This window comes from Oribacterium sp. oral taxon 108 str. F0425 (assembly GCF_000214455.1).
GTDB classification, from domain to species: Bacteria; Bacillota; Clostridia; order Lachnospirales; family Lachnospiraceae; genus Oribacterium; species Oribacterium asaccharolyticum.
Genome location: NZ_AFIH01000001.1, coordinates 1,260,459 through 1,277,588 on the forward strand (window position 1 = coordinate 1,260,459; position 17,130 = coordinate 1,277,588).

Genomic DNA, 17,130 nt, shown 5'->3' on the forward strand with positions numbered 1-17,130 from the left:
TAAATCGAAAAAGGGAAAGAGCTTCTTACAAAACATTACAAAACAGAGTCAATCTTAAATACAATTCAATCGAAAAGAAATTTTATCAATTTTTTTCGGCCGTAAATTCAACCGTAAAATTTTACGATTGAATTTACAGCTGTTTTCAATTACTAAAAGTTTATTTTGAAAGAGCCCACATGACTTTATTCATTGTTTCTTTTGCAAGATAAATCACTAAAAAAAGATTAAAAAAATCTCTTAAAAATCATTGGGGGATCTACGCCATCATTTACGTCAAAACGATTGATGCATCTCGTTTGCTGTAGTACAATAACTAATAAAGTTGTTTTGGTTTCCAAAGTAAAGAATGACTAATGATAAGACGAATAGTTGCATATTATATCTTGGATTGAAGGAGAAAAATAAGTTGTTTTTGGAGGTGAGCCATGCCGGAAAGATATATTCCGCCATTTACAATGACAGATGAGATTACGAATCTGGTAATAGAGATAGCAGAGATTACCGGAGCAATGACGGTATCTGAGCAGCTTTCTAAGAACCCTAAGTTGAGACGTGTGAATCGTGTCAGATCTATTCATTCTTCTTTAGCCATTGAGCAGAACTCTTTGACGAAGGAACAGGTAAGTGACATCATCGATGGAAAGCGTGTCCTAGGGCCACCTCAGGATATCAGAGAAGTTCAGAATGCTTATGAAGCGTATGAGATTATGACAAAGCTGAATCCTTATTCAGTTAAAGATCTTTTGAAAGCATATAAGATTATGATGGGAGGTTTAGTAAAGGAAGCTGGTGTATTCAGAAGCAAAGGAGTAGGAGTGTATGCCGGAGAGCAGCTGATACATGCCGGAGAGCAGCTGATACATGCCGGAACACCTGCTAATTATGTACCGAGTTTGATAGGACAACTATTTGATTGGCTGAAAAAATCAAACTTGCATCCATTAATAAAAGGCTGTATTTTCCATTATGAATTTGAGTTCATCCATCCTTTTGTAGACGGAAATGGAAGATTGGGAAGACTTTGGCACACTTTGATTCTTGCAAAGTGGCAGGAGTTTTTTTTATGGATTCCTATTGAAACTATTATACATAAGCGTCAGGATGACTATTATAAAGCTTTGAATGCATCTAATGCCGTCAGTGAGTCTACAATATTTGTTCAGTTCATGTTGTTGCTAATTAGAGATTTGTTAAAAGAACTTTCACATAATGGTGTAATGAACAAAGAAAAAACATTGGATGAGAAGCTATTTGGTTTGCTGAAGGAAAATGGCAAACAATCAGCTGCTGAACTTGCTGAGATAGTAGGTTCCTCTCCAAGGACGGTTCAAAGAGCACTAAAGCGTCTTACGGATGATGGAAAGATTGAACACGTTGGTTCGAATCGGTTTGGCCATTACGTCATAAAGCAGGGCTTGTAAAATGTCATAATAGATGGCGTGATAAATGGCGTAATAGAAGGAATTATTTTGAAAGCCTCCCGAAATTCTGTCGGGAGGCTTTTTTGAAAAATTTTCTAAGGAATTATTCTTTTGAAAGACGATAAAATTTTAAGTAGCAAATATTCTGTATTTTTCAATTTATCTTGCACTATTTCCCGGCTTTAAAGTATTAGACTCTCCATGCGGATTCAACACTTCCAAGATAGTTTGAGCATAAATGCGGACAGAAAAATCGTTTGGATGATTGATACAATTACCGGTTAATTCTAAATAATTCTTTCCATGTGCAATTAGTTCTTGAAATACAGAATGTACAGGTGCAACACAAACTCCATCAATATTATCAGAAATCTTATATAAAGCTTTTTGTTGATCTAGTAGCTGATTGTTTTGAAAACTCAGGATATCCGGATTGGGAATCATTGGTGAAACAAGCACAAACTCGCAGTTCGGATTTTTCTTGCGTACAATTTGAATAATCGACATAATTGTGTCTTGATAATCGTCCGCGTGCTCCTGCATGCTATTCATGCCAAAACCTAGAATAACAAGATTTGGCTTATGTGGATTTACAAGTTCTTCGGCATGCTGTAGTCCCCATTGCATATTAGCGCCTCCGGCTGAGCAATTTGTTTTAATTATATTGCTTTTAGGGTAGCAATTTTGTAATTCATTTGTAACTAGTTCAGCCCATGATGGTTGATAAGGAGCATGCCAGATTGAAGCATGATATTTTTCAATTGTTACCATATCAATAACATGTTCGTTACAACCACTTGACTCCCAGCCGGCAGTAATGCTATCGCCATAGAAAACAAGTTGAAAGTCTCCACCTTCACAGAGCTTTTTTACGCTTTTAGGAAGCTGCTTTAATCTACTTTCCGGTTTAAATCCATTCCAAGCTGTTTTATGAGTATATGTCACAAGCACTTGCCAGCGGTAAATATCCGATACAAGATCAATGTATTCTTTTTCTCCGGGGAGCCGGACCCAAGCAGTTTCCGGTATGCCGGTAAATGACTTGCAATAAATTTTTCTATCTACAAACGGAATTTGCGATGTCTCTGTTCTTAGTATATTTTTTCCTAGAACAACATAGTCCTGATTTACTTCGTAATAAACACTACCATCAAAAGAGGTAACGGACAAAATCTTATCCGGAAAATAGAGTAAAGATCCACCAATTGCTTGGTTTTTTATATCAGTGGAGAAACATATAGGCTCTTGATAGACAAATGTACCATTCCAAATTCGCTGTAAAATTCCCATAACAAAAAATTCCTCCTGTAAATTTTGATATTTCTATCATAACTGACTTCAACAAGAAGAAAACTGTACTTTTTTGAAGACTTTTCTCTTATGAACATCTTATTATACAAAGTTTTCAATATTTCGGTTTTGGGACTTAAATGGAAAAAATTCGATAAATATCCAAAAGAAGAATAGATTTAATGGATATTAAATGAAGCATTATTCTAGAACAAGTTTCAGCTAATATATTTAACTTATATTATACATAAAGTTTAAATTCTCTAGTTGTTTTAGAAAGTAATATATAATTATATATAATATTTAAGATGGGCTGAAAGGTGGATATAGTATATGAAGGTTTTCCACAGTTTTACCTCAAAGATTCTTGCTATTATGCTCATATTACTGTTATTTTTTTGTGCAGTTAATACGTTTGCCTGGTATAGAAGTTTTACCCGAGAGGCGATTGAAACTGCCCAAACTCATTTAGATTCGCTTATAGAAACATTAAATGAGACTTTCGATGAAAACCTTCGTGAAATTGACTACACAACTGCATTTATCTCTAATAAGGTTCATTCTTCTCAGAATAACTGTATTGTTCAGTTCCTTACTGCGAAGGAAGCCAATGTACGGTTTTTATCATTTCAGCAAGCGCGTAACTATCTCTTTAATCGATGTAATTTCAAAGCATACATTAGTGGTATTTCAATTTATGGTTTTGATGGACGAGTTTGTACTTATGGAATTACTACACCTTATGATGAAGTTTCTCAAACCGAGTGGTTTTCTCAGATACAAAGTGGAAAAGAGGATGTAATCTATCTGGCCCCGCATGCATATACAAGTAAGCGCCCCTCTCCTCATAGTAGTTATGTTTTTTCTATTGTCCGTCCGGTGTTCAATAACGGTACAATTATTGGGGTAATTAAAGCGGATGTAAAAAGTAGCCTTTTAGAAACCATTTTTGATATTCAAGAAATGCAAGGTTATGTATTGTACGTATTCGATCAGGATACGGGAGAAGCTATCTATGTACCTAAGAAATCGGATAATTTAATATTAGATCACTTTCAAGCTTCCATTCCTCATGGTCATGGAAGCTATATAGATAAAATTGGAGATGTAGATTGCTTGGTTGTTTATACGACTTCAAGGACAACTCCTTGGCAAATAGTAGGAGTTGTTAGTCAAAATGCGGTTATATCCGGCTTTTTGCAAGTACGTAATCGTATGCTTTTGCTTGTTATCATATGTACAGTGCTTTTTGCGATCATTGCATTTATTTTGTCATACTATATGACAAAAGATTTACGAAACTTGACAAAAGCAGTGGAGAAAATTAGTGACGAAACACTGGAACTTGAAGTTAGAATTAGTAAAAAGGATGAGGTTGGGAAACTTTACCATCGTATCAGTGCAATGCTTGTACGCCTACGAACTTTAATTGATAATACTCGTAAAGTAGAAGAAGAAAAACGAAGATCTGAAATATTAATGCTTTCTATGCAGATGAATCCACACTTTCTTTATAATACTTTGCATACCATTAAAGTGCTTTCCATTATGCAAGGTGTTGAAAATATTCAAACTGTTACAGATGCACTTTCTCGTATGATGCACCTTAACCTGGATGTACGAAAACTTATAAGCGTTGCTGAAGAAGAAAATTATTTACTGGATTACCTGCAAATCCAGAAATACCGTTATGCGGGTAAATTTTCATACAGTGTTTCGATTGAAGAAGAAGCAAAAATTCGTTTTGTGCCCAAACTTCTTGTACAACCTATTGTTGAAAATGCTTTACAGTATGGAATTGCAAAGTCTCAAACACTTGGAATTTTGCAGATTCGCATATTTTTAGAACAAGAAAAATTACATATTTTAGTGAGAAATAGTGGACCCGGTTTTCCGCCTGAGTTACTCAATAATCAGAAATACTGTGGGGGAATCTCCAAGCATATTGGACTTCAAAATATTACTCGGCGACTGCAGCTACTTTTCGGTGATGAAGCAGATATTCGAATTTTATCCGGTGAACAGTTGCTGACATCGGTAGAATTGATTTTGCCGGAACTATTGGAAAGTGAGGTTGAATGTGATGCGAATATTAATTGTAGATGATGATTTTCTTGTTAGGTCTAATCTTAAGCGGTTAATTGAAACATCTTCATTGTGTAGGAAACGAGGTTTTTCTATAGTGGGCGAAGCAACTGATGGTGAACAAGCTGTACAATTGATATTATCTTCAAGACCTGATCTTGTGATTTCTGATATTCGTATGCCTAATATGGATGGACTTGAACTACAGGAAACGATCCTACAAAAATACCCGAATATTTTGCTGGTCATGTTAAGCGGATATGATGAGTTGAATTATGTACGGAAAGCACTAAAAAACGGAGCTGTTGATTATATTCTAAAGCATGAATTGAATACCCCGGTATTGGAACAAATCCTAAGCACGGTAGAGAAGCAAATGCAAAGAACTCATGTGCTTGAAGACAATTCTGTTGATAGTCAGATGGCTCTAAAGCGTAATTTTATGATGAAGCTGATGTCCGGCGGGTTTCGTAGTGAAGAGGAAATTACATCACATGCAGAAGTCCTGGAATTAAAACTGGGACTTAGAAATATATCAGTGATTCTTATGCAGGTTGAGCCACGGAAATGTAATATGATCGCTTCATATTTACTGGAGAATTCAATTTTAAATATAGTTGATGAAGTTTTACAAGATTATCATGCGGGAATTTGCTGTCATGTCTCTGATGATAAATATGTATTTTTAATTTGTTATGATGGAATAAATAGTAGCTTGATGAGGCTCGAAAAATGTCATGAAGTATTTGCACGAATCCGCACTTGTCTACAAAGTTATTTGAATCTATCTGTAGAGTTTTATATGGGTCAAACGGTAACAACTGCGGTACAGATTCCTAAATCTTATTTATCTGCAGAACAAAAGTATGACAGTCGTTTTTTTTCGGATACGGTATCTTTAGAAGAGATATCTCAACCCTTTGATATTTTTTCCGTATTTGATGCCACACGTGAAAAACAACTGGTGGCATCTATACGTCAGAATTATTCTGTACAGACTCAGGAAATTTTGAAAGAAGTCTTTGAAGAGCTTTCCAGAATGCGTCCGACATCTGATATGTTTAAGAATTTTATGCTGGATTTGCTCAGTATACTTAGCCGTGCGTGGATTGAACGAGGAATAGATCTTTCAAAATTTTATCAGTCGGAAGAACCACAAAGAGTATTTAATAGCTTTAGAAATTTGAATATGGCGTTAAAATGGTTCAAGAATTTAAATGATCTTGCATTTGAGGGCGCAGATAAGAAGAAATGTCCGGATTCACCATATGTTGAACAAGCAATTGGGTTAATCCGAAGGCATTACGCGGAAGACATTTCACAAACCTATGTCGCAGACTTAATTGGCATTAGCGCAGCTTATCTAAGCCGTTTGTTTCGTGAAGATCTTGATACCGGCTTCGCAGATTATCTTTGTTCCTATAGAATTGAAAAAGCAAAAGAGCTACTGAATACTGGAGGATACAGCAATAAAGATGTGTCAAGATTGAGTGGATTTCATGACGACGCCTATTTCGCAAGAGCCTTTAAAAGATGCACTGGAATGACACCGAAATTATATCGAAAAACGCAGAAACAGGTATAAACAGAAGTTATCATTTGACTTTGCATTATAAAAGACTCTTGCAACATTAATAATTGTATTAAAAAGTACAGTTATTTCAAAAAAGAATCCAATTTTTAAAAAATTTCTCCGAATATAATAAATTCATAAGAGAAAAGCTGTCAAATAGCTAAAAAGGAGGAATACCATGAGAAAAATTCTTGCATTACTGTTGACACTCGTCATGTTTATGTCGTTAATTGCTTGTGGTGTAAAACAAGAAAAAAACACCTCGCAGGAAACTACTGTGATAAATGAAGGAAATAACGAAAAAACATCACACTCGGAAGAACTTGCTGAGATTCCTACAGTTACAATGTTGACATTTACAGACTGGTATAAGTCAGGTTGGGAAGCGTTAAGTGCTTATATTGATGAACATGCTGAAGAACTTGGCTTTCGTCTAAAGATTGACATCATTGCAGGAGGCGGTGAAGGTGAAGAACTCGTTCGTGCAAAATTTGCAACGGGAGATTTACCTGATTTACTTCAGACCTACGGTCCAAAGTGGTTGGACCATAATGCGGGTGTTCTTGATCATATTGTTCCGCTTCAGAATGTGGATATATCAGAGTACAGTCAGGACCAATTAAAAGAAGGCCACTATATCTACAACGATCAACTTTATGCTGTACCAATGGATTCCACTTCCTTGGTTGGAATTTTCTACAACAAGGATGTTTTTGCAGCTGCCGGTATCAATACCGTTCCAACAAATTGGGAAGAATTCCTTGACTGTTGCGAAAAGCTTAAGGCCATTGGAGTAACACCGTTATATTATTCCGGTGCAGATACATGGACGCTACAATGTATAACACACTTTGGATTTAATGAAGACGTTGAAAAAAGTGGTTTAAGTTATACTGATTTTTGGGATGAAATGAATACCAATAAACGCCATTATTCTGAAGCAATCAATTTTAAGAATGCTATTATTATGTCCAAAGAGATGATTGATAAAGGCTATGTAAACAGTAGTTTTCTTTCGGATACCTATGATATGGCACAGACTGCACTTGCTGAGGGAACTGCAGCTATGTATTGTAATGGTACTTGGGTTTACGATGAGATAGCGGGAAAATATCCCCAAGCTGCTAATAAGATAGGATCTTTTATACTTCCTTTGTACAAGAAAAATTATACTTGTTCATCAATGCCCGGATCAATAGTAATGACAACATCCTGTAAGGATCAGGTACTTGGCGAAAAAGTTTTAAATTTTCTAGCTTCTTCTGAGGCACAGCAGATTTATGCTACTGCACAGCCTGGTATTTATCTCAATAAGAAGGTAAGCTGTGAGCTACCCGAGGCGTATCAGACTCTTTATGATGAAATGCTCAAAGGAAATAGTATGGAAGTATGGCAGAACGGTAATGTTTATCATTATGGGGATTATCATATTCATGTGCAAGATTATCTTGCTGGAGGCATGGATATTAATCAAGTTATAGAGTTGTTGGATAGTGATACTGCCGATAATGCGAAAGCTGCTAATGATTTAAACTGGAAATAATTATATATAGTTGTTGAATATATATGAATAAATGGAGTGCATGCACTCCATTTATTCATATACTCAAAAAGGAGACGTTCACTTGAAACAAAAAAATTTAAGTAGATATAAAATAAAAAGTCCTTATCCCTATTCGCTAGTAATACCTGCATTTCTTGTCTATGCAATTCTATATGTGATTCCGGCGGCATCGGGATTCTTACTATCGTTTTTTAATATTAAAACATTCAAGATTTCTTCTTTTACATTTGCCGGGATTGAAAACTATGCAACAGTTTTACGTAACCCCTATTTCAGTGTTGCAATCAAAAATACATTACTTTTTGCTGTTTTTACTACACTCGGTAAGCTTGCATTAGGTATGTCGTTGGCACTTTTAGTTAATAATCGTTTTCGTGGCGTAAATTATATGAGGACAGTATTTTTTTGCCTGCTGTACTTAATAATGTCGCTGTTGGATTAGTTTTTCGCTCTATGATGCATCCGATTGGACTCATCAATCGAACATTGACAGGAATTGGACTTGAAACGTTTACACAAAATTGGCTGACTAATCCGAAAATTGCTATTTTCTCCTGTGCGTTTGTGGAAATTTGGAAATGGACCGGCTATACGATGGTGATTCTTCTTGCAGGACTCCAAGCAATTGATTCAACATACTATGAGGCTGCAGAATTGGATGGTGCCAATCGCCGGCAAAAGTTTTATTTCATAACATTACCCCTTATTATGCCGTCCTTTAATAATGCAGTTGTAATCAGTATAGTTGGCGGGCTAAAAGTATTTGATATTGTTCAGTCTTTGACAAATGGAGGGCCCGGAAATGCAACGTCTGTGTTTGGGACCTTAATATACTCCTCATTTAGTAGCGGAAATTATGGAAGAGGATGTGCGGCAAGTATGATTTTGACAATCTTTGTATTATTAATTGCGTTACCAACCAACCGCTTCTTGTCTGGGAAGGAGGTTGAGTTATGAAAAAATACGGTGATATGTTTCGCTCAGCTTTAGGTCTTATATTAAGTCTATTTATGCTTGTGCCTTTTATAATGATTATTTTAAATTCATTTAAGACAAAAAAGGAGTCAGCAGAGCTTGGATTGGAATTTCCGAAACAATGGAACTTCCGGGAAAACTATAGTGTTGTCATGTCAAGTGGTATCCTACATGCTTTCCGCAACAGCTGTTTTGTTACTTGTCTTTCCGTACTTCTGATAATTTTAGTTTCTGCAATTGCTGCCTTTGTATTGCAACGAAGGAGAACAAAATTAAGCAAGAAGCTCATAACATTTTTCGTCATAGGTTTAATAGTACCGGGACAGATTATCCCAACCTATATGCTTTGTAGTTTTTTGCATTTAAAAACATTTTTCGGTGCAGCAGCGGTTTTGACAGCAGCCAATATACCTCTAGGCATTTTTTTATATATTGGAGCTCTAAAAAGTATAAGCCGAGATATCGATGAAGCTGCGATATTAGATGGCTGTGATTCTTTATCATTATTTTTTTCGTGATATTTCCGCTACTTAAACCTATGACTGTAACTTTGTTTATATTAACATTTATGAATATATGGAACGATTTTGGGACGACAATTTATTTTTTAAATACATCAGAAAATTATACATTGCCACTTACCATCTATAATTTTTTTAGTACTCATAGTTCTGATTGGAACTTAGTTTTTACTGACGTGGTTCTCGTTTCACTTCCTATCGTAATATTATATTTTAGTGCACAAAAGCAGATTATGTCAGGCATGACATCCGGTGCAGTAAAGGGGTGATTTAATGAGAATACAATCTATGGAACCTTTGGAATCCTTTTCCTGTGCTGAAAACTGCCGCAACTTCCGTACACGGTGTGCAGATGCGCAAAGTGCATGGCCATCAGGACTTGTTCAATCGTCATATTGGCGTATTTTGGCTGATGGGATAGAACTTACAGTCTATGACACACCAGTTACACATAACGGCCCTCAAAGCTTTGTCGTAATCCCATTTTCTGCCTTAGAAATAAAAGCTATCTCTTTTTCACCCTTATGGAATGCGGAAATTCTACCTGAATCGCTACATATTAATCCTTTGCTTGAGAACAATACAATTATATTTTCAGTTCCGGGAGTAAATAATGTTCTTATAGAGACGAACGGTGGCACGATGCATCCTTTGGCAATTTTTAGAGCTGATGATCCGAGCAAAGCTCCGGATCCGGAAGATGAAAGTGTTTTGTTTTTTGAGCCGGGAATTCATCATATTCGCACATTAGAATTGAAAAGTGGACAGACTCTCTATCTTTCGCCCGGGGCAATTATCGTTCCGAAGCAACCGGATAAATTGGATGCTATTTTGGAAGAGAGAGATTGGGCAGGAAAAACGAATTATCAGGACTTTATTTTTCTAATGGACAAAAGAACATTCATGTTTTTGGTGCCGGTATAGTAGATTTGACATCACTAAATTGGCATGCACGTCGCAGTATGGTATTTACTAGTTGCGAAAATATATCTATTTCTGATGTTATTTTCATCGGTGCAGCTCATTGGACACTTCCATTTTTTGGATGCAAAAATATTTATGTCGATAAAGTTCGAATGATAGCTTACCGTGAAAACAGTGATGGAATCGATTTGGTTGACACGCAGTATGCGGTAGTTAAAAACTGCTTTCTTCGCACAGGTGACGATGCAGTAAGCCTAAAAAGTATGGCGTGCACTTCACAGCTGGAAACACATGACATATTAGTTCAGCGTTGTACAGTATGGAACGATAAGGTTCGAGCCTTTGGTGTATCGGGAGAATCTCGCTCAAATATCTATAATGCAGTATTTGAAGATTGTGATGTAGTACAAAGTATGGCAGACTGGACAGTCGAGGTTGGGGCTTTAGCAATCTATATCTGTGATGCTGCGGAGGTACATCATATTACCTTTCGAGATATACGTATACGTCAAGAAAGCAATTATGCTATTTGTTGCATGATTACGCTTGATAAATGGTCAAAAGATAGAAAAGCAGGACAAATACATGATATTATTTTTGATCAAATTACAATGCCGGAGAATTATTTAATTTACCTTTCTGGTTATTCAAAAATAAATTGTATTAAAAATATATATTTTGACAATATTTTTACATTACCCGATTTAGTAAGGCAAACAAGAAGCAATATCTATAGACATTTAGATCAAGCTACCTATGTTAAATTGCACAAAATTAATGGGGAGGTAATTTAATGAAAAGTTTTTTCACATTATTGTTAACTACAATATTATCTGCTTTCTGCATTTCCTTTGTGGCTGAAGCAGCTATAGTTATAAATGATTATACCATGCCGAAAGATCTACCTGAAAAATACAAGTCATCTTTGTTTTCTGTGCTTGTAGAGGGGGAAGTTATAGACACTTATAAAGTTGGATTAAATGCATGGAATAATGAAGTTGCCTGTTGTGAATTTTCATCTGTGGATTCTGTAGGCATTACTGTAACTACAAATTTTTCATTTTCTTCTGCAAGAATTCTTCCAAGAGATGCAGATATTCAATGTATAATAAATGGAAATCATCTAACATTTACTATGCCTGTTCCTCAAAATGTAACAATAATTTTTGATGAAGATTTTCATGGAAATACGCTCCATATTTTTGCGCAGCAGCAAAAGAATAATACAATTAAAAAAAATGACGCTAATATAATTTATTTTGGACCAGGATATTATGACTATTCATCTCTGCCTCCACTTCAGATTGAAAGTGGAAAGATATTGTATTTGGATGCTGGCGCAGTCCTGCGAGGTAGGGTACTTATTTCGGATGCAACTGATGTTAAAATTTGTGGACATGGAATAATTCTTGACGATTTTACAACAAGTGATGAATATGATAGCGTTGCCTTAACATTAAAAAATAGCAATCATGTTACCATACAAGATATTACCATATTGAGAAATGCAGCCTCGTGGAGTGCATTTATGTGGAAATGCGGAAATATATCTGTTAATAATGTAAAAATAATTAATCCCAAATATGCGTGCTCAGATGGATTTGATATTGGTAATAGTCATAATGTGACGTTCAACCATATGTTTATTCGCTCTTGTGATGATAGTATAGCAATAAAAGGAACAGGGAATTATGGTTATAATGTTGCCGAAAATCCTGCAATTACTCAAGCGAATTATGCAATATCAGTTTGTAATACACAGGTTTGGTGTGATACAAATAATGCACTAGGGATTGGAGCAGAAACAGTTGCTGCTTATTATGATAATATTCAATTTAAAAATATAGATATACTTTATAATTATGATGATCTTACATATCCAGACCAGTTTAAAGAGAGGTCTGCACTTAATATTTGCGCACTAAATGCAACGAATATTTCTAATATAACTTACGAAGATATTCGTTTAGAGAAAGGTAAGCAGTTAATTTCTGTTACGATGCCCAATGACTTTTGGTTTGGTAGCATGAAAGGTAACTGGAATTGGAATGGTAGTTTCTCAAGAATAACTTATCGTAATATTGTATCATATTCAGATGGAAGCAACGTGATTCAACTTTTCGGTAGAGATTCAAGACATACGGTTTCGGATATATTATTTGATAATATTAAAGTTAACGGAAGCATAATTGATTTAGATAGTCCACTTTTTAAGACGAATAAATATACTAAAAGAGTTCGTTTTTGTAGAAATGGAATTATAACCCAGGAAAAAATGGACCATTCGGAGCTAATGTTCATAATGCAGCACTTGAGTTTTCGGAAGGATATCAAGGGAGGAATCAATGGTTTTATCGCACGTGGACTAATGGAATTGGCAATGAAAATATGATCTGGAATAGTGACGGCAGTTATCATTGGCGTGGAAGTCATAATTATGATGCAATTTGGATGTACAATAATACATTATATATACATCCCGATACAGATCAATCTATGCTTGAATGGGAAGCTCCTTATGCAGGCACAGTTCAAATTGATGGAAATGTAAGAAAATATAGCACACTTGGTGGCGATGGAGTTACGGTAAGCATATGGAAGAATAACACCTTGGTATGGCCTCAAGATGGTTGGCGTACAATCCCTTATAATGATAATGTCGGTTTATCTTATGATTTTGCATTCGATGTTAGCCGTGGAGATATACTCTCGTTTCGCGTTGATGAAGGGGGGGATAATGCTTATGACACAACAATTTGGGACGCAAACATTGTTTACAATTCCTACAGATCTTATTAGAATTCGAGATCCATTTATAGTGGCGGATCATACATCCATGCTATATTATTTGTTCGGTACAACGGATAAGGACCCCTGGAAGGGGAAAGGAGAGGGATTTCAAGTATACCGAAGTAGAGATTTAAAGTTATGGTCTGAACCTGAATTTATTTTTTACCCACCAAAAGGGTTTTGGGGGGTGAAAAATTTTTGGGCACCGGAGGTTCATTACTATCGAAATGCATGGTATTTAATTGCAAGCTTTTATGCAGATGGAAAACATCGCGGTGTACAGATATTTAAATCCACAGCAGTTACAGGTCCATATAGTCCAATTTCATCAGGACCGGTTACGCCTGAGGATTGGGATTGTTTGGATGGAACACTTTTTATTGAGGAAAACAGTCCATGGCTTGTTTTTTCTCATGAATGGACACAAATTCAAGATGGAGCGATTTGTGCAATAAGACTGTCAGATGATTTATCAACTGCAATTGGAGAACCTTTCACTTTATTTCATGCTACGGATGCCCCATGGAGTGTTGCGGATACAGGAGATGTAATTATTACAAGCGGTAAAAATTATGTAACAGATGGTCCATTTTTGTTTCATGATAAGGGTAGGCTAAAAATGCTTTGGTCAAGTTTTGCAAAAAGTGGATATGCTATAGAGATTGCTGAGAGTATGAACGACAAATTAGAGGGACCTTGGAAGCATCAAAATCAACCAGAATTTTCTTTTGGTGGACACGGGATGATTTTTGAAACGTTCAGTGGAGAAAGATACCTTGCGCTTCACGCTCCCAATATAGCTGGAAAGGAACGATTAACTCTAGTTGCACTTATTTAAAACCGTAGTAATAGATAAAAAAAGAAGCTTTACTTTCTAAAGAAAAATGGGTTTTTATGTTTTAGCTTTTGTAAAGCATGGATATTTATTCTGATTTTGAAAATATTTACTATTTTTTCAGCCGTAAATTCAACCGTAAAAATTTGCGATTGAATTTGCGGCTGTTTTCAATTACTGTTTTATAATGAATCAAAATTATTAGTGCCATTTTAAAGAAGGAAAAATCATATGTGGTCCGATAGCAGCATTTTTTATCAAATCTACCCTTTGGGATTTTGCGGCGCTCCAAAGGAAAATGACGGGGTACTTGTTCCGAGAATCAGGAAAGTTATAGAGTGGATTCCCCATCTTAAGCGTCTCCATGTGGATGCCGTTTATTTTTCGCCTGTCTTTGAGTCGGACCGGCATGGCTATGATACAAGAGATTATCAAAAGATAGATTGTCGTCTGGGGAGTAATGCGGATTTTTCCGAAGTTTGTAAGATTCTCAAGGAAAATGGGATCCGCATTGTTCTGGACGGCGTCTTTAACCATGTGGGACGAGGCTTCTTTGCTTTTCAGGATGTGCTTCTTAAGCGTTGGGACTCGGAATACAAGGACTGGTTCTATATTTATTTTGATGGGAATTCCTGCTACAATGACGGCTTCTCCTACGAGGGCTGGGAGGGACACTTTGAGCTTGTAAAGCTGAATCTCGATAATCCAAAGGTGAAAGAGTATCTTTTTTCCTGTGTAAAGGCTTGGATGGAAGAGTTTCAGATTGACGGCTTGCGGCTGGATGTGGCTTATTGTTTAAATGAAAATTTCATGCGGGAGCTTCGACATTTTTGTGACTCTGTAAAGCCGGATTTCCTGCTTCTCGGAGAAATTCTTTTTGGGGACTATAAAAGGATTGTGAATGACGCTATGCTGCATAGCTGCACGAATTATGAGTGCTATAAAGGGCTGTATTCCAGCTTTAACGACTTGAATCTTTTTGAGATTAACTATGCGCTGAATCGGCAATTTGGAAAGGATAACCCTATTTACAGGGGGATGCATTTGCTTTCCTTTGCGGATAACCATGATGTGACGAGGGTGGCCAGTATCTTAAAGGAGAAAAGACATTTACCTCTCTTATACGCCATGCTTTTTACCATGCCGGGGATTCCCTGCATCTACTATGGCAGTGAGTGGGGGATTATAGGGATAAAGGAAAATGGCAGTGATGATGCCCTTCGGCCGTCACTTGCAGAGCCGCAGTGGAACGAGCTTACTGACTGGATATCCGCCTTTGCCAAAGTGCATAAGGAGCAAAAGGCTTTGGTTTATGGAGACTACAAAAGTATAGTACTGACCAATCGTCAGCTCATTTTCCAAAGAGAATTTGAGGGAGAGCGGATATGGGTGAGTGTGAACGCCGATGAACAGGCGTATCAGGCGCAGTTTCACGGTATGGGTAATTGCGAAGTTACAGACTTACTAAGTGGGGAAAAGCTCTTCCTCAATGATTCTTTTACGCTTCCGCCATTTAGTTTCTTTATGTGGAAGTTGGCATAAACAGTTGTAATCATTCGCTGTTTCACTTATATTTTCTCTTTAAAAAGAATCCAACGAAAGAGGCGAGAGCTTATTTTAAGTAAATTTGCGGAGAAGGAGTGAGGGTAATATGAGAGTGATTTTTACGGATATGGACGGCACATTACTGAATGAGCAGCATCGTATTTCGGAGCGGACGGAGCGGATTTTAAAAAAGTGGACAGAGGAAGGTAATCATTTGGTGCTGAGTTCTTCCAGAGGCGTTTCCGGTATCCTGCCGGTTATAGAGAGATATCGGCTTGATGCGGCGGTCATTGCTCTTGGCGGTGCCGTGATTTTAGATCATTCGAAAAAGTTAATTTATGAGAGAGGAATGTCCCGTAAGGAAATGCAGGAAGTCGTTCAATTTGCAGAGGCGAATTTTCCGGATGCGACTTGGAATGTCTATACGGCAAGGCATTGGATTGTGAAAGACTTGGCTGATCCCCGGGTAGTGAAGGAAGCATCGATTGTGGAAGTGGAGCCGACAGGAATGGATCTTTCCGTCCTCCACGAAGCGGAGCAAATTGGAAAAGTGCTTCTGATTTGTGATTCTAATCAAATTGATAGCATAGAAAATGCCTTAAAAGAACGGTTTCCGAAATTGAATATCTGTAAGTCGGCAAAGACGATGCTCGAAGTCAATGCCTGTGGAACCTCGAAAGGACAGGCGGCTGAGATTTACTGCAAAGAAAATCATTTCGAATTGAAAGAGGCCATTGCTTTTGGGGATAATTTTAACGACCTGTCTATGCTGAAAGCGGTGGGAATTCCGATTCTCATGGGAAACGCTCCGGAGGAGCTGAAGAAGCAGTTTAGAAGATTGACTTCGGACAATAACCATGACGGACTGGCTGAGGCATTGGAGAAAATTCTATGAAAAAATTACTTTTAACGGCATTTACTCCTTTTGACGGGGAGAGAATCAATCCTGCCTTAGAGGCGGTGAAGCTTGTTAAGGATAAGATAGGGAATCTGGAGATTGTAAAGCTTGAAGTACCGACAGTATTCGGAAAATCTATTGAAACGGTGAGAGAAGCGATAGAGCGAGAGAAACCGGACTTTGTTCTTTCTATCGGACAGGCCGGCGGAAGAGCCGAGATTACACCGGAAAGAATTGCAATCAATCTTGATGATGCAAGGATTCCGGATAATGAAGGGAATCAACCGATTGATGAGCCGATTTTCCCTGATGGGGAAAATGCGTACTTTTCCACACTTCCTGTGAAAGCCATGGTGGAGGCAATCAGAAAGGAAGGACTGCCTTCTTCTTTATCGAACTCGGCCGGTACTTATGTTTGCAATCACCTGATGTACGGGGTTTTATATTATCTTGATAAAAGACCTAGTATGAAAGCCGGTTTTATTCATGTCCCCTATATTCCGGAGCAAGTGAAAGATAAAAAAGAGATGCCGGATCTTCCACTTTCGGATATCGTAAGAGGGCTTGAAGCGGCTATTCAGGCTGTGGAAGAAAATGAGCTGGATTTGAAAAAAGCCTTTGGAAGCGAGTTTTAAACGTAAAGAGATGTCGAATAAGTATGATTTTCCATCGGAATAAATACAAGCAAAACTTCCATACTAATGAT

16 protein-coding genes are annotated in these 17,130 nt (G+C 37.0%); 15 read left to right on the plus strand and 1 reads right to left on the minus strand.

Translation table 11 applies throughout. The features are described from left to right. Positions 1-428 precede the first annotated feature (428 nt). Entirely contained in the window at positions 429-1,424 is a 996-nt protein-coding gene (locus HMPREF9124_RS05975; RefSeq protein ID WP_009428629.1) for a Fic family protein, read from the plus strand. Positions 1,425-1,583: 159 nt separating this feature from the next. Here the strand turns inward: HMPREF9124_RS05975 and HMPREF9124_RS05980 are convergent, their stop codons facing one another. After that, positions 1,584-2,714 carry an SGNH/GDSL hydrolase family protein gene (locus HMPREF9124_RS05980; RefSeq protein ID WP_009428668.1) on the minus strand — a complete coding sequence of 377 codons (1,131 nt, stop codon included), beginning with the start codon at positions 2,712-2,714 and terminating at the stop codon, positions 1,584-1,586. Positions 2,715-3,047: 333 nt separating this feature from the next. Between HMPREF9124_RS05980 and HMPREF9124_RS05985 the strand changes: the two genes are divergently transcribed. The 14 genes from HMPREF9124_RS05985 (at position 3,048) to pcp (ending at position 17,059) form a co-directional block, all read left to right on the plus strand. Further along, on the plus strand, positions 3,048-4,820 hold the full coding sequence (locus HMPREF9124_RS05985; RefSeq protein ID WP_009429652.1) for a cache domain-containing sensor histidine kinase: 1,773 nt from the start codon (positions 3,048-3,050) through the stop codon (positions 4,818-4,820). Beyond that, positions 4,798-6,384: a response regulator transcription factor gene (locus HMPREF9124_RS05990; RefSeq protein ID WP_036597670.1), complete on the plus strand. Its 1,587-nt coding sequence runs from the start codon at positions 4,798-4,800 to the stop codon at positions 6,382-6,384. Before HMPREF9124_RS05985 ends, HMPREF9124_RS05990 begins: the two co-directional genes overlap by 23 nt. Before the next feature lie 166 nt (positions 6,385-6,550). Next, positions 6,551-7,915, plus strand: coding sequence for an ABC transporter substrate-binding protein (locus tag HMPREF9124_RS05995; RefSeq protein WP_009428300.1), 1,365 nt, complete (start codon positions 6,551-6,553; stop codon positions 7,913-7,915). 82 nt (positions 7,916-7,997) lie between these two features. Beyond that, positions 7,998-8,378: a carbohydrate ABC transporter permease gene (locus HMPREF9124_RS12285; protein WP_242821562.1), complete on the plus strand. Its 381-nt coding sequence runs from the start codon at positions 7,998-8,000 to the stop codon at positions 8,376-8,378. Beyond that, a complete protein-coding gene (locus HMPREF9124_RS12290; RefSeq protein ID WP_009429263.1) occupies positions 8,342-8,893 on the plus strand; it encodes a carbohydrate ABC transporter permease in 552 nt (183 codons plus the stop codon). The genes HMPREF9124_RS12285 and HMPREF9124_RS12290 overlap by 37 nt, the downstream gene beginning before the upstream one ends. Then, the gene (locus HMPREF9124_RS06005; protein WP_009429907.1) at positions 8,890-9,429 is read left to right on the plus strand and encodes a carbohydrate ABC transporter permease; all 540 of its coding nucleotides are present in this window, start codon (positions 8,890-8,892) and stop codon (positions 9,427-9,429) included. Before HMPREF9124_RS12290 ends, HMPREF9124_RS06005 begins: the two co-directional genes overlap by 4 nt. 291 nt (positions 9,430-9,720) lie before the next feature. Next, entirely contained in the window at positions 9,721-10,356 is a 636-nt protein-coding gene (locus HMPREF9124_RS11880; RefSeq protein ID WP_009428138.1) for a hypothetical protein, read from the plus strand. Further along, positions 10,278-11,150: a glycosyl hydrolase family 28 protein gene (locus tag HMPREF9124_RS06015; protein ID WP_009428424.1), complete on the plus strand. Its 873-nt coding sequence runs from the start codon at positions 10,278-10,280 to the stop codon at positions 11,148-11,150. The genes HMPREF9124_RS11880 and HMPREF9124_RS06015 overlap by 79 nt, the downstream gene beginning before the upstream one ends. After that, a complete protein-coding gene (locus tag HMPREF9124_RS06020) occupies positions 11,150-12,748 on the plus strand; it encodes a glycosyl hydrolase family 28 protein (protein ID WP_009427868.1) in 1,599 nt (532 codons plus the stop codon). The genes HMPREF9124_RS06015 and HMPREF9124_RS06020 overlap by 1 nt, the downstream gene beginning before the upstream one ends. Then, positions 12,745-13,155 (plus strand): hypothetical protein, encoded by a 411-nt coding sequence (locus HMPREF9124_RS06025; protein WP_036597677.1) that lies wholly within the window; start codon positions 12,745-12,747, stop codon positions 13,153-13,155. The genes HMPREF9124_RS06020 and HMPREF9124_RS06025 overlap by 4 nt, the downstream gene beginning before the upstream one ends. After that, positions 13,094-13,984 (plus strand): glycoside hydrolase family 43 protein, encoded by an 891-nt coding sequence (locus HMPREF9124_RS06030; protein ID WP_009428494.1) that lies wholly within the window; start codon positions 13,094-13,096, stop codon positions 13,982-13,984. The genes HMPREF9124_RS06025 and HMPREF9124_RS06030 overlap by 62 nt, the downstream gene beginning before the upstream one ends. A 228-nt stretch (positions 13,985-14,212) precedes the next feature. Beyond that, positions 14,213-15,523, plus strand: coding sequence for an alpha-amylase family glycosyl hydrolase (locus HMPREF9124_RS06035; protein WP_009429145.1), 1,311 nt, complete (start codon positions 14,213-14,215; stop codon positions 15,521-15,523). Between the two features lie 109 nt (positions 15,524-15,632). After that, positions 15,633-16,421, plus strand: coding sequence for a Cof-type HAD-IIB family hydrolase (locus tag HMPREF9124_RS06040; protein ID WP_009429837.1), 789 nt, complete (start codon positions 15,633-15,635; stop codon positions 16,419-16,421). Continuing rightward, positions 16,418-17,059 (plus strand): pyroglutamyl-peptidase I, encoded by a 642-nt coding sequence (gene pcp, locus HMPREF9124_RS06045; RefSeq protein ID WP_009428104.1) that lies wholly within the window; start codon positions 16,418-16,420, stop codon positions 17,057-17,059. Before HMPREF9124_RS06040 ends, pcp begins: the two co-directional genes overlap by 4 nt. Positions 17,060-17,130: the final 71 nt, after the last annotated feature.

Coding starts and splice junctions, on each gene's coding strand:
- HMPREF9124_RS06035 (WP_009429145.1), top strand. CDS start 14,213: ATGTGGTCCGATAGCAGCATTTTTTATCAAATCTACCCTTTGGGATTT.
- pcp (WP_009428104.1), top strand. CDS start 16,418: ATGAAAAAATTACTTTTAACGGCATTTACTCCTTTTGACGGGGAGAGA.
- HMPREF9124_RS06025 (WP_036597677.1), top strand. CDS start 12,745: ATGATCTGGAATAGTGACGGCAGTTATCATTGGCGTGGAAGTCATAAT.
- HMPREF9124_RS05985 (WP_009429652.1), top strand. CDS start 3,048: ATGAAGGTTTTCCACAGTTTTACCTCAAAGATTCTTGCTATTATGCTC.
- HMPREF9124_RS06005 (WP_009429907.1), top strand. CDS start 8,890: ATGAAAAAATACGGTGATATGTTTCGCTCAGCTTTAGGTCTTATATTA.
- HMPREF9124_RS06030 (WP_009428494.1), top strand. CDS start 13,094: ATGCTTATGACACAACAATTTGGGACGCAAACATTGTTTACAATTCCT.
- HMPREF9124_RS05995 (WP_009428300.1), top strand. CDS start 6,551: ATGAGAAAAATTCTTGCATTACTGTTGACACTCGTCATGTTTATGTCG.
- HMPREF9124_RS05975 (WP_009428629.1), top strand. CDS start 429: ATGCCGGAAAGATATATTCCGCCATTTACAATGACAGATGAGATTACG.
- HMPREF9124_RS06040 (WP_009429837.1), top strand. CDS start 15,633: ATGAGAGTGATTTTTACGGATATGGACGGCACATTACTGAATGAGCAG.
- HMPREF9124_RS05980 (WP_009428668.1), bottom strand. CDS start 2,714: ATGGGAATTTTACAGCGAATTTGGAATGGTACATTTGTCTATCAAGAG.
- HMPREF9124_RS05990 (WP_036597670.1), top strand. CDS start 4,798: ATGCGAATATTAATTGTAGATGATGATTTTCTTGTTAGGTCTAATCTT.
- HMPREF9124_RS06020 (WP_009427868.1), top strand. CDS start 11,150: ATGAAAAGTTTTTTCACATTATTGTTAACTACAATATTATCTGCTTTC.
- HMPREF9124_RS11880 (WP_009428138.1), top strand. CDS start 9,721: ATGGAACCTTTGGAATCCTTTTCCTGTGCTGAAAACTGCCGCAACTTC.